The organism is Hymenobacter jeongseonensis, assembly GCF_015694725.1.
In the GTDB taxonomy this organism is placed as follows: Bacteria; Bacteroidota; Bacteroidia; order Cytophagales; family Hymenobacteraceae; genus Hymenobacter; species Hymenobacter jeongseonensis.
The window spans coordinates 112,655-125,122 of the sequence record NZ_JADQDQ010000002.1 but is presented as its reverse complement, the minus strand read 5'-3'; the positions used below and the strand labels follow the sequence as shown (position 1 = coordinate 125,122).

The 12,468-nt window shown below is 61.0% G+C and carries 9 protein-coding genes; 4 read left to right on the top strand and 5 right to left on the bottom strand.

Translation table 11 applies throughout. The annotated features are described in order from the left end of the window. The first annotated feature begins 552 nt into the window (after positions 1–552). On the top strand, positions 553–1,953 hold the full coding sequence (locus I2I05_RS04170; RefSeq protein WP_196280977.1) for an RtcB family protein: 1,401 nt from the start codon (positions 553–555) through the stop codon (positions 1,951–1,953). Between the two features lie 283 nt (positions 1,954–2,236). Here the strand turns inward: I2I05_RS04170 and I2I05_RS04165 are convergent, their stop codons facing one another. From I2I05_RS04165 to I2I05_RS04150, 4 genes are all read right to left on the bottom strand, one after another. Next, the gene (locus I2I05_RS04165; RefSeq protein ID WP_196280976.1) at positions 2,237–6,991 is read right to left on the bottom strand and encodes a DUF4394 domain-containing protein; all 4,755 of its coding nucleotides are present in this window, start codon (positions 6,989–6,991) and stop codon (positions 2,237–2,239) included. A gap of 302 nt (positions 6,992–7,293) precedes the next feature. Further along, the gene (locus I2I05_RS04160) at positions 7,294–7,821 is read right to left on the bottom strand and encodes an MOSC domain-containing protein (protein WP_196280975.1); all 528 of its coding nucleotides are present in this window, start codon (positions 7,819–7,821) and stop codon (positions 7,294–7,296) included. Between the two features lie 33 nt (positions 7,822–7,854). Then, positions 7,855–8,319, bottom strand: a complete 465-nt coding sequence (locus I2I05_RS04155) for a hypothetical protein (RefSeq protein ID WP_196280974.1) — start codon at positions 8,317–8,319, stop codon at positions 7,855–7,857. Between the two features lie 133 nt (positions 8,320–8,452). Next, positions 8,453–8,677 carry a hypothetical protein gene (locus I2I05_RS04150; protein WP_196280973.1) on the bottom strand — a complete coding sequence of 75 codons (225 nt, stop codon included), beginning with the start codon at positions 8,675–8,677 and terminating at the stop codon, positions 8,453–8,455. A 23-nt stretch (positions 8,678–8,700) separates the two neighbouring features. Between I2I05_RS04150 and I2I05_RS04145 the strand changes: the two genes are divergently transcribed. The 3 genes from I2I05_RS04145 to mutM all read left to right on the top strand — a co-directional run bounded on the left by I2I05_RS04145 (position 8,701) and on the right by mutM (position 11,638). Next, positions 8,701–9,651, top strand: a complete 951-nt coding sequence (locus I2I05_RS04145; RefSeq protein ID WP_196280972.1) for a M48 family metalloprotease — start codon at positions 8,701–8,703, stop codon at positions 9,649–9,651. 141 nt (positions 9,652–9,792) lie between these two features. Further along, a complete protein-coding gene (locus tag I2I05_RS04140; RefSeq protein ID WP_196280971.1) occupies positions 9,793–10,707 on the top strand; it encodes a PhzF family phenazine biosynthesis protein in 915 nt (304 codons plus the stop codon). A gap of 67 nt (positions 10,708–10,774) precedes the next feature. Beyond that, positions 10,775–11,638 carry a DNA-formamidopyrimidine glycosylase gene (gene mutM, locus I2I05_RS22280; protein WP_196280970.1) on the top strand — a complete coding sequence of 288 codons (864 nt, stop codon included), beginning with the start codon at positions 10,775–10,777 and terminating at the stop codon, positions 11,636–11,638. Between the two features lie 27 nt (positions 11,639–11,665). On the opposite strand, the gene I2I05_RS04130 is transcribed toward mutM, so the two are convergent. Beyond that, on the bottom strand, positions 11,666–12,367 hold the full coding sequence (locus I2I05_RS04130) for a hypothetical protein (RefSeq protein WP_196280969.1): 702 nt from the start codon (positions 12,365–12,367) through the stop codon (positions 11,666–11,668). Between the last annotated feature and the right edge of the window lie 101 nt (positions 12,368–12,468).

Below are 12,468 nucleotides of genomic sequence, written 5' to 3'. Positions count from 1 at the left end.
CGGACAAATCCGAACTGTTCAGGTGCGGTAGGCAGGCGATACTTCGCTGGTTGAAAGCTGCTTTTTCGGAAGCAGTAAGATGGGTTCGAATCCCCGGTCGTGGCCTTGGCTGCGGCTGACACGCCGGCCGCTTGTTGCCCTGAATTTTCGGATGATGCCGATGCTACATGTTTTCCGGTGGGTGCCGTAGCCGGGCCTTCCTTCGCTCCAAATTTGGTGCGGTCGCGGGTTCGACTCCCGAAGTGCTGCCGCAAGGCAGGGCGCCTGCGTATTGGTAGGGCCGCGCCAGCTGGCCGGGCGCCTGTTGCCCCGCTTGAAAACATGATTTTTTGTTCATTAAAAACGGGCTGGTGCCGTAGCGCCGCCATACTTCGCTTTGGACGATGGGGTCGCAGGTTCGATTCCTGCCCGCTGGCTTCGGCTAGTGGTAGCTCAGTTGGGTAGAGCACATATGTGGGCGGCGCGCCCGTTGCCCGGTCCGTTTTTTATCTTTTTTCATTAACGATTCAGACGCCCAATAGCGCGTTTGTTCTTCGTGCAAACACCATTGTTATGGCCACTCTTTTACGCGGCAACGACCTTCGCACCCTCGGGTTTCCCGAAGGCCGGGCCATTGGGCTTGCCCTCGCGCAATTGCAGCGCAAGCACCTCAAAAAACTCTCCCAAACCGACCAGCTCGCCTTGTTGGAGCAACTTTTAGCCAACCCCAAGGAATTCCTCACCGACCTGGACTGGAGCCATACGGCGGCGGCTTTGCTGCCGGCGCCCTCCCGGCACATTGCCCTGGTCGAGCGCAAGCCCTACGTCACGTTCGGCGCCGAGCACATCGAACAGGGAGCGGTGCACCAGATGGAAACAGCCATGAAACTGCCCGTGACCGTGGCCGGGGCCCTCATGCCCGATGCCCACCACGGCTACGGCCTGCCCATCGGCGGCGTGCTGGCCACCGATAACGCGGTGATTCCCTACGCCGTGGGCGTCGACATCGGCTGTCGAATGGCTTTGTCGGTATTCGACTTGCCGCCCAAGTACCTCACCCAGCGGGTGCAGGAACTCCGGAAAATCCTGCTCGACAACACCCGCTTCGGCTCCGGCCGGGGCTGGGAGCGGGGCCACCGGATGCCCAGCGCCGTGCTGGACCGGGATGAATTCTTAGAAATCCCATTCCTCAAAAACAAGCGCGACAAAGCGGCCGACCAGGTCGGGACTTCCGGCTCCGGCAACCACTTCGTTGAATTCGGCATTGTCGACATCACCGAAGCAGAAAACGAACTGGGCGTGCCCGTGGGCCAGTACCTGGGCGTGCTCTCGCACTCCGGCTCGCGGGGCCTGGGCGCGGGCATTGCCGAGCACTACACTCGCCTGGCCAAGGACGTATGCAAACTGCCCACCGAAGCCCAGCACCTCGCCTGGCTCGGCCTCGACACCGAAGCCGGCCAGGAATACTGGGCCGCCATGAACCTGGCCGGTGACTACGCCTCGGCGTGCCACGCCCAAATTCACCAGCGGCTGGCGAAAGCCTTGGGCGAACGGCCCGTGGCCAAAGTGGAAAACCACCACAACTTCGCCTGGAAGGAGCGGCTGGCCGATGGCCGCGAGGTCATCGTGCACCGCAAGGGCGCCACGCCAGCCGGGGCGGGCGTGCTCGGCATCATTCCCGGCTCAATGACGGCCCCCGGCTTTATTGTGCGGGGCAAGGGCTTGGCGGAGTCACTTTCTTCGGCTTCGCACGGCGCCGGCCGGCTCATGTCGCGGACGCGCGCCAAGGCAGAGTTGACCGAATCCGGTGTGCGCAAGCACCTCGCCGAGCACGGCATCGAGCTGATTGGGGGCGGCCTCGACGAAGCCCCGATGGCCTACAAAGACATTCACACCGTGATGGCCAGCCAGCACGAATTGGTGGATGTGCTGGGTTCGTTCACGCCAAAAATTGTGCGGATGGACGGGGCGTAATTCGGTTGTGCTTTTCAGCGATTTAGGAAAGGCGCTCTACAATCCAATGGCAGGGTATTTGGCGTAGGTCTTGGCGGGTCCCGCTAGAGACCGTTGTTTTCATAGTTCAAAAAACCCCTTGCCGTTGGTGATGGGCTTTTTATTGACGCGGCTCGGTAGCGTTACCTTTATTGAATCGGAATCGGGTAAATAATTATCAAAAAAGCCCCGGCTGCAATAGCCGGGGCTTTTTATTTTTTATGTTGACGCAAAACAGAGGCTTTGCTCTCGCAACGCCTCTGTTTTATTGCACAACGAGGCGTTTGGCCACTAAGCCAGCCGCGGTGCGGGCAACCACAGAGTACACCCCGGATGCCAACGTACCCAAGGGCAGTTCCAGCGTTTCCGCAGTTCCAGCAGCTAAGGTGCGGGTTAGTACCACGCGGCCCACGTTGTCGACGATGGTTACCACCGTGGCCTGGTTGCCGCGCAGTTTGGCGGGCAGCACCAATGTAGCCGAGCCGTGGGCTGGGTTAGGGTACACATTGGCCAACTGGGCCAGGGCCGCTGGGGCCGTGGCCAGCACGCGTGCCTGGGTGGTAAATACCACAGCGTAGCGGCCATTGGCTGCGCCAGCAGCCAGGTTCAGGCTCAGCGATGGCGTGGTGGTCAAGTCGGTGTAGTTGCCCATGATGGCATCGCGCAGATACGCGCGGTAGTTGCCGGGCAGGTTGGCGAGCTTCTCAACGCTGAGCGTGTAGGTGCCGGCGGCCGGCACGGCCATGCGCAGGGGCAGCACCACCTCGGCTCCCGTGAGCGTGGGCTGGCCGTTGATAGCCAAGGCCTCCAATGAAGCCGTTTCCGAGGCCAGTGACAGGCCAGTGGAAGCAGGCAGGGCGTGGGCGTCGAAGGTATTGTCGAAGCTCGCCGTGGCGCCGCGCTCAAAGTAAACCGCGGCCTGCGTGCTGGCCTTGGCATTACCCAGAGCGAGCATAAGCTGCGGACGCGTATCAGCGGTGCCGCGCTGGAAAGGAGCATCCTCGTCCGTGGTGATGCGGTCATCGTTGGTGAAGACGAGGCTGCCGGTCTGGCCCACGGCCGTGCGAACAAAGAAGCCCTGCGCCACGGGCAGCACGTTGGTGCCCCCGTTTGTGCCAACGCCATTGATGTAAGCGGCGTAGGAGCCCGAGTATTGGCCGCTGCTCTTGAACACGTACAGGCCGTTTTCGAGGCCATTCTTTTCCACCCTATTCCAGTCGAGGGCCGAAGGATAGGGGTTGCCGCGCAGGTGCCAGCCGCTTTTGGGCTGGTTGCCGCGGGTGAGGTCGCTGGCCGTCTTGGTGCCGTTGTTCACAAAGCCGACGAAATCTACTTTGGCCTGGGGCGAAATATTGACGGTATAGCCACGGGTCACTTCCATCGTATTGCCGATGAACAGTGGCGAGAAGAAGCCTTTGTCGAAATCCATGGCCGAGGTGCCGCTGGTGTTGACGCGGGTTTCATTGTAGCCAAACACATTCGGGAAGGGGCGAACCGTATTGCCCTGCGTGTTGTAATCCGGGTTGATAATGGGTGTAAAGCCCGTGGTGGCCAGGTCCTCGAAGGTGCTGTTGCTCGTGGGCGCACTGTAGTGGCGGTAGCCCAAGCCCGAGTTGCGGTTGGGATTGATGTAGCGCTGCACCGTGGCGGTGCCGTTCAGAGAAGCCGCCCCAACGTTTACCACGTAGGCCGTGCCGGTGTTGTCGGACAGCAGCGTGAATGGCTGCCCATTGCCAATGGTGAGGCTTTGGTTAAGCTCCAATCGGTTGCGGACCGCCACGGGGCCCGTAGTTGAGGCCGTGTTATTAATCACCGTCAGGTTGGGGAAGCAGGAGAGGGCCGTGCCGCCAATGGTGAGCGGCTGGTTGCCGCTGAGGGCCACGCTGTAGTTCAGCTCGAACGTGCCGGTGCCGGCCAGGCCAGAGCAGCTGGTGGCCGATGTGCCTGAGTTGTTGGTGAAGGTGCCGTAGGCGTTGAGCGTGGCGTCAGCGGCCAAGGTCAGCACCGCGCCCGAGGCGAGCGTGACGGCGCGCACCTCGCGGGCGTCGCTCACGGTGGGCTGGTTGGGCCGGCCGCCGGGAATGATGACATCGGCCGACGAGGTCGGTACCTGGTTGGGCGTCCAGTTGGCGGCGTTGCCCCAGGCGGTGCTCACGTTGCCGTTCCAGGTGAGGGCGCCGCTCTGGCCGCTCAGATTGATGGTGTAGGTTGACTCGTTGGCGTCGTTGCTGTTGATAACCAGCGTACCCGTGCGCGTGCCCGAAGCACTGGGCGTGAACGTAACCGTGACCGTAGCCGCGCTGCTGCCGGCAATGGTGAAGGGCGACGTGGTCCAGTCGTTCGTGAAATCGCCGGTCGAGGTGATGCTGCTGATGACGAGCGGGGCCGTGCCAGTGTTCTGAATGGTGAACGCCCGGCTGTTGGAAGTGCCCGCGTTGGTAGCGGGGAACGTGAACGTGCTGCCGCTGGCATAAGATGTAGCGCCTTGCAACACGTTGATTTCCGGCGCCGGGGCCGGGCTGCCGGTGCCGTTCAGCGTCAGCTCAAACGTGTTGTTGTTGCCATTGGTCGCATCGCTGAGAATGGTAATGCTGCCCGATTGGGCACCCGTGCCAACGGCGTATGTCACCGTGAGCGTCGTGCTGCTGCCAGCGGCCACCGTGGCCGGTACGCTGAATGTCTGGAAGCCAAAGGCCGTCCCGGTGCTAACCGTAACACTGCTGATGGTGAGCACGGTATTGCCCGTGTTGGCCAGCGTGAAAACGGCCGTTTGCGTGGTTCCGGTGGTCTGGTTGCCGAAGGAATACGAAGGAGAGCCCCCGTTGGCGATGGGCGAGCCGCCCTGGGTCACGACCAGCGTCGGGGCCGGGATGGGCGTTGGGGTAGCTGTGGTAAAGCTCACCGTGGCGGCGCTGGAAGGCGAATTGACTGCGCAGTTGCTCACAATCCGTACCGTGTACGCCGTATTCGCAGTCAGGCCTGTTAGCTCAACGGAGGTAGCTGTCCCCGGCAGGGTTTGCGTGGTGGAGGCCGGCGAGGTGGTCACGGTGTAGCCGGTAGCCGAGGCGCTGCCCGTAAAGGTGACCGTGGCCGAAGTTGTGGTAATGCTGCCCGTTGTCACGGCCAGCGCCGTGGGGGCGTTGCAAGCCGGAACTTCGTTTACTGTAAACACGGCCGGGGCCGACGTTCCGCCCCCGGGAGCGGGGTTGGTCACGGTCACATTGTAGGCGCCGGGCGTGGCTTGGTCAGCTGCCGTCAGGCTGATGGTTAGCTGCGAAGCCGATACAAAGCTGGTGGTCCGACTCGTGCCGTTAAAATTCACCACTGATGCCGACACGAAGCCCGTGCCGTTCACCGTGAGAGTTTGTGCGGCGGCTCCGGCCGTCACGGAGCTGGGACTCAGGCTGGTTATTGCAGGGGCTGGATTGGGCGCGGCCGTGGTGGTGAACGTGGTTGAAGCCGTGGAAGAGGTGGTGTTGCTGGCACAGTTGCTCACGATGTTTACCGTGTAAGCAACGCCTGGAGTCAGACCTGTTAAATCAACGGAGGTAGCTGTCCCCGGCAGGGTTTGCGTGGTGGAGGCCGGCGAGGTGGTCACGGTGTAACCGGTGGCCGAGCCGCTGCTCGTGAACGTCACGGTAGCGGAGGTCGAAGTAATGCTGCCTGCCGTTACGGCCAGCGCCGTAGGAGCGTCGCAGACGGGCACAACCTCGAAAGGAGACTCGTTGCTGGTGCCGCCGGGAGCGGTTGGGTTCACCACCGTCACCTGCTTTGTGCCCAGAGTCGTGATGTCAGAAGCCAGAATTTGGGCGGTGAGCTGCGTAGCTGAAACAAACGTCGTGGCGCGCTCAACACCGTTAAAAAACACCTTTGACCCAGCTACTAGGCCCCCGTTTACCGTTGCGCCGTTCGCGAAGCCAGTACCGTTTACGGTCAGCGTAAAGGCCGGGCCGTTTATCGTTGCCGAAGCCGGAACAAGGCTGGTGATGGTGGGCGCAGGAGCTACTGCGATATCTATAATATGAAATGGAATAAACCCATTCGCTGATACTACGTTCCTTTTGTTAGTAGCTTGTCCGGTGCTTAAATTTAAATCGTAGAGGTCAGTATTAGAATAAGTTGGGTTGGGCTGTGTGAGCAATGATAAATATGCTTTATTGGTAGTACCGTCAAAATATATATCGATACTAACAGTAGAGCCTGGGTCAAGGCCATAAAACGTAGTAGGGTTATCCTTGTCTTGTACTCGGATTCCGGAGCTTGGCACCGTATTAAGAGCGCCAGTATTTGGGTCAGGCAGCGTAGCTAGGATACCGGAAGGGGCACTCACATTCGGCCGAACGTCAGCACTGTAGAGCGTAGTAGTGGCTGGGGAGCCAAGCGAGTTGGTATAGGCTACGGAGCCCACTCGAGGGTCTTTGCCTGCGTTGACATCACCGGTTGGGTAATTCAGCGAGCCGTCCTGCTGAACAACAGCACCAGTTATGGGATTGAGGCGGTAATTATTATCGTTGGAACTTACCACTCGGATGCGGTCAGCAACCGGGTTAAAGTCAAACCCAATACGCTCAGCCGTGCCTCCCAAATTCAGCGCAATAGCACTGCCTACGGGAGTCGCTACCCCACTGATGGGTTCCAACGTGTAGAGTTGGGCATTAGCAGTGCCGGTTGGGTCCGAAGCATTGTAGCCCAGCGCGTACATCTGGCCGGTACTTGGCCGGTAATCAATGCCAACTAACAGCTGGCCGGTGGTTACGCCCGTAATACGAACGGCTAAGTAAGTGCCACCTTTCGGGAAGCCGGTAGCAGCGTCGACAGGAGCAAGCCCCTGCGTGCCCGCGACGGCTCCGCCTTCAATCAATGACCCGCTTACTGGGCCAATGGCAGTGCCCAGGCCATAAATCGTGGATTGGGCGTGGGAGGCAGAACTGCCCAGTGCCAGCACGGAAAGCAGTGCCACACTCATTGCCCCACGAAGCCGCTGGCCCGCAGGCAGCAGCGAAAGTAAGTGTTTGAACATAAGAGGTAAGAAAGGGTGGGTGGAATGTGATATAGAATGGCTGGTTGCCCAGCTGGTTGCCGCCGTTGGCGACAGGTACGGTTTTTTAAAATTTATGGACAACCATTGACCGAAAAAATAGCGTCGGCATTTTTGCTATAGCAGTAGCCAGCCACAAGCTAACTTATGGCTTATAAACTAATTAAGGAAATTACTGACTAAGTATTGCTTGACTGCCGCTGCGGTGCTGTTAGCCATTAGCATAGGCCCGGAAGCTTATAACCGACAGATGATTATGCTGTTGGCACGGCTGGCCGCTGCGGTTAAGCTGTCGCGGATTCCAGTACCCGCACCACGTCGCCCACCCGAATAATGCCGCCTTGGGCAATGTGCGCCGTGAGGCCGCCCTGGCCCCGCATGGCGTTGTAGCCGCCGGGCCCCAGCACCTCCTCCATGCGCGAGCAGGGGTGACATTCGCCGGTGATGTCCAGGATAACCTCCTCGCCAATGCGGATTTGACGGTTTTTGAGCGCCAGCAGGTTCAACCCGCTCACGGCGAGGTTGCGGCGCAGGCGGCCGGGGTCCAGCGGCGCATCCAGGCCCAGAAAGCTGGACACTGCGGTCAGGGACTCGTGCTGAATGAGCGTGACTTGGCGCTTGCCGCCGGCCTTGGGCCGGGCGTGGTCGCCGAGCATGTGCGAATCGGTTTTCAGCTCAGCTTCCAGCACCGCTACCAGTGGTTCGCGCCGCACGGGCCGCTGCCCAATCCATTCGATGCGTCCGGTTTGGGGCAGGGTGGAGAGCAGCCGGGCTATTGTGGATTTATCGTCGCCGAAAAAGGGGAATGCCATGGTGTAGAAGTACGGTTGGAGAGGGTGGTGTGGTTACAACTCGTCGGGCGTGCCAAATCCCTCACGGATTTCGGTGTGCACGATGCGCCCCCCGAGGCTGCCCGCCCGCGCCAGCAGCCCGAAACTAAGGCCGGTAGCCACGAGCGCCAACGCCGCGACCAAGCGGGCCCGCGGCGAATTGTTTTTCAGCAACAGGAGCGCAAGCAGGGCCAGCGTCGCGGCGCCTTCCAGCACCCAAAACCCCTGCTCGGCTGCCGTTTCGTGGTCCTGAATTAGGGCGCGGCTCACGCGGGGCAGGGTCTGCACCACCTCGGCGGCGCCTTCGCCCGTGAGTTGCGCCGGCAGGCACAACACGCCCGCGGCCAGTACGGCCACCAGCCCGGCCCGAATCATGGTGGTGTTCTTCTGCAAAAGGCCCGCTCCCAGCAGCACCAGGGCAAAAAGGCTGCCCAGAATCGGCACATGGTTAACAAGAAGGTGAAGATGGGCTTGGTTCATGGAGCAGCGGGAGGGAGGCAAAGGCGGAGTAAACGAGTCGGGCAAAGCTACTTCGGGTTCGGGCCCGACGGGCGGCTGGTTAACGCAACCGTTTCGGGCCCGATACGACTCTTGGTAAATGAACTGCCAGCATCTAACAATCGTTATTCAACCAGTTACCAATCTGCGTTGCGCAGCGGCTTTCACCAGTTGCTTCACAATGAAAACAAAGCGTTGCCGTTGCTTGCTTGAACTCTTGCCCAATGACCATCAAATTGCCGCTAAGATGACTGATGGCGTAGTATTTGAGTTCGTTTTGCGCGCTTGCTTTTAGGGGTAATTCTGGCATTGTGCTTGCCATCATCCGGTTATTAGTCATTCCACTTTGTTGCCTCTCTCGCTATGACTTTCCTCCCTCGTTTCCTTAGTCGCTTAGCTGCTCCGGCACTGCTGGCTCTTCCGTTCGTTTTTGCCAGCCCGGTGCACGCCCAGACGGCGCCCGCGCCCACCGATGTCATCCGCGAAATCACCGATGCGGTGGGCCTCAAGGCGCGCTTCGAGCTGCGCGCCACCCGCGAGATTGACAACGCGGCGGCGGTGGTTTACAACGGCAAGCGTTTCCTGCTCTACAACCCCGACTTCCTGAACGCCGTGAACCGCGCCGGCCACACCGACTGGGCGGGCATCAGCATTCTGGCGCACGAAATGGGCCACCACCTCAACGGCCACACGCTGCGCGGCGGCGGCTCGCAGCCCGCCGATGAGTTGGAGGCCGACGAATTCTCGGGCTTCGTGCTGCGGAAGCTAGGCGCCAACTTGGCCCAGTCGCAGGCGGCAATGGCTACCGTACCCAACGACCAGGATTCGCCCACGCACCCCGGCCGCACGCCGCGCTTGGCCGCCATCAGCCAGGGCTGGCAGCGGGCCAATGGCCAAATCGTGGCCAGCTCCCGCGTGGCCGCGCCTTCAGCGGCGCCCGCTGTGGTGGCGGCCCGCCCCATGCAGGCGGCTACCAACCCGTTGGAGCGGCGTTTCCCCACGGCGCAGGCTACAGAAGATGAAGGGGACGTAATTGCAGCGAACCAAAGCACGGTTGGGGCGGTGCGCCTGGTGGGCCAGCTCACGTTTCGCAACGACCCTACCCAGCGCTACTACCTTACCAATGCCCTGAAAGTGGTGCGCGTGGATGACGAGGACAACGCCGAAGTAGTAGGTAAAATCAGCCGCACCACCAGCGGTACCTTCCCCTATGTGCTGACCGATGGCCAGCAACGCCGCCTTTTCATCACGGCGCGTGGCGACGTGTACGACAAGCAAGGCCAGCGCGTAGCCAAACTGCACGACCCCTCTTAGGGCCGTAAAAAATGAGGCCCTTAAAAGCCCGCTTGTTCATTCAGGCGGGTTTTTTGGTGCCCTAGGTTCGCTGTTGATGCTTTAAAACAGGAAGGCCGTTGTTCCTTCGTGGCTTCGTTCACGCTGCCTGTTCTCATCCTCATGCCCCAGTTGCCTTTTTTGCTTGTTGATGCCTTTACCACCCGGCCGCTGAGCGGTAACCCCTGTGCCGTGGTGCTTGATGCGGATGCCCTGACGCCGGCCACCCGCCAGCAACTGGCGCGCGAGTTCAATCAGTCGGAAACAGCTTTTGTGGATAGCGCCGCGGCTGGCAGTACCGAGTTTACCGTCCGGTTTTTCACACCGGCTGAGGAAATCCCATTGGCCGGCCATCCTACCATTGCCACGGTTGCGGCCTTGTTGCACGCCGGCCGGGTAGCCCTGCCCGCCGATGGAACCCCGCTGGTTTTGACGCTCCAGTTATTGCACGGGCCCATTCGGGTGGAGGTGCTGCCCGCCGCTGCGGGCCAGCCGCCGCTGATTTGGATGACCCAGCGCCGCCCCGTTTTCGGGGCCGTCCACGCGCCCGAAGTCGTGCTGCCGCTCTTCGGCCTAACTCCCGACGACTTGCTGCCCAACGCCCCCATTCAGACGGTGAGCACGGGCACGCCCCAACTCATGGTGCTCCTGCGCGACCACACGGCCCTGCGCCGGGCGCACGTGGCCGATGCTGCGGGCCTGGGCCGCTACCGGGCCGCGAGTGATTTCTTCAGTCCCCACCTGTTTTGCCTGGGCGGCGCCACGGTGGCAGGCCACACGTTTGCCCGCCACTTTGGTACCCCGCCCGACATTTCGGAAGACCCCGTCACGGGCTCGGCCACGGGTGGCATGGCGGCTTACTTGTGGCACCACGGCTACCTCCGCTCGCCGGAATTTCTGGCTGAGCAAGGGCACGACATGGGCCGCGCCGGCACGGTGCAGGTGCGCGTGAGCGGCCCGCGCGAAGCCATCGACGCGGTGCAGATTGGAGGCACGGGCGTGGTGGTGCTGGAGGGCAGCTTGCGCGGGGATTTGTAGGGGATGAGGCAACCCAGAGCCGGGCTTTTGTGTTGAAAATATCATATCCCTCAAATCTTTCCCATCTGTGCCCGAACTACCCGAAGTCGAGACCTACCGCCGCTTTATTGACGAATTGGCCGTGGGCCAAACCATTGCCGCCGTGCAGGTGAACGATGCCCACGTGCTGGCCACGCCCGAAGACCAACTGCGGGCCGGGTTGGTGGGCCGCACCATCTCGGGCACCAGCCGTTTGGGCAAAAACTGCTTTCTGGAGCTGGACAACGGCAAAGTGCTGGTGCTTCACTTCGGCATGACCGGCGACGTGGGCGCCTACCGCGACGAACCCGACGCCCCGCGCTTTACCCGCGTGGCCCTGCACCTCGAAGACTCGGGCCTGCGGCTGGCTTTCATCGACCCACGCAAGTTCGGCCGCATTCGCTTGGCCGATAGCGCCGCCGCGCACCAGAAGGCCAAGAAAATCGGCCCCGATGCCCTCGAAATCACCGCCACCGAGCTGCACCAGAAACTTAGCCGCCGCAAAACTTTGCTCAAGCCCCTGCTGCTCGACCAAAGCATCACTGCCGGCCTCGGCAACTGGATAGTGGACGAGGTACTGTTTCAAGCCAAAATTCACCCCGAGCGCCTGGGAATTTCGCTGACCGAAAAAGAAGGCCGAGCCCTGCACACCGCCGTGCAGCTGGTGCTGAATACCGCCATCAACCAAGAAGCCAACTACCGGCATTTTCCGGCTTCGTTCCTCATTCACGCCCGCGAATGGGACACCTCCGCCACGCCCGCCAGCGACGACGCGCACACCTTCTGTCCGCGCCACCCCAAGGTGAAAATCGACAAGGACTACGTGGGCGGCCGGGCTACGTACACGTGCCCCAAATGCCAGCCGGCGCCAGGATTGCAACCAAACGGAAGCCCTGCGGCCTGCCTCAGCTGATACTGGCAACTTAATCGACGCCCCGCGCTATTTCTCCTTTTCGTCTGCTACCGGCGCGGGTGCGGGCTGGTTTTCCACCACAATTCGGCTGGCACCGGCGCGGTTGGCAATGACTTGCTCGCCGAGCTTCTCGAGGTTTTTGGAGGTGTAGATTTTCATGGCGGTGGCCACGTCCACGGCTTGGGCGGTTTGCTCGTCGTACACGGGCACGAGGGAGAGGAAATTGACCGTCACGCCGCGGGGCTGGAGTAGCTTGTTCAGCTCCGGCAGCAGCAAATCTTCGAAATCAGACGGGCTGAACGTCACCACGTCTTCCTTGGATAGGCGGCCGCGCACGGCGTCTTTGATGCGTTTGTCGATGACCGTGTTTTCGGCGGCTTCGAACTGGGTGCCGACTTCGGCGCTGTTGGTTTTGCCCAGGTATTTAGCCTCCTGAATGAAGCTCATCGGGTTGGTGATGGTGTAATCGTAACTCACGTCGAGCGAAGCCAGCACGTTCTCGGCAAAAACCACTTTGAAGTGGCTGTCGCCCTGCATGGGGTAGTCGGGGATGGTGACCTTGTAAAAGCAGGGGTTGCCCACGCCTTTGGGCACCGATTTGCCGGCCGCAATTAGCTTCCAATTCACGCCGCAGTCGTCGGTGACCAGCGTATTTACGTTGGCCTTGGCATAGTCGCAACTGCTAAGCGCGGCCGGCAGGAGGGCCGTAACGAGGCCAGCGAGTGCCAAACGGGAAAGATTGCGGGGTAAAAATCCTGGTTTCATGGATTTGCAGAGAAGGTGTAAGGGATTATGCTTGCTTAATCGGCAGACTGGCCGTTGCATTACCA

Coding starts and splice junctions, on each gene's coding strand:
- I2I05_RS04155 (WP_196280974.1), bottom strand. CDS start 8,319: ATGAACCAAGCCCATCTTCACCTTCTTGTTAACCATGTGCCGATTCTG.
- I2I05_RS04145 (WP_196280972.1), top strand. CDS start 8,701: ATGACTTTCCTCCCTCGTTTCCTTAGTCGCTTAGCTGCTCCGGCACTG.
- I2I05_RS04165 (WP_196280976.1), bottom strand. CDS start 6,991: ATGTTCAAACACTTACTTTCGCTGCTGCCTGCGGGCCAGCGGCTTCGT.
- I2I05_RS04160 (WP_196280975.1), bottom strand. CDS start 7,821: ATGGCATTCCCCTTTTTCGGCGACGATAAATCCACAATAGCCCGGCTG.
- I2I05_RS04170 (WP_196280977.1), top strand. CDS start 553: ATGGCCACTCTTTTACGCGGCAACGACCTTCGCACCCTCGGGTTTCCC.
- I2I05_RS04140 (WP_196280971.1), top strand. CDS start 9,793: ATGCCCCAGTTGCCTTTTTTGCTTGTTGATGCCTTTACCACCCGGCCG.
- I2I05_RS04150 (WP_196280973.1), bottom strand. CDS start 8,677: ATGACTAATAACCGGATGATGGCAAGCACAATGCCAGAATTACCCCTA.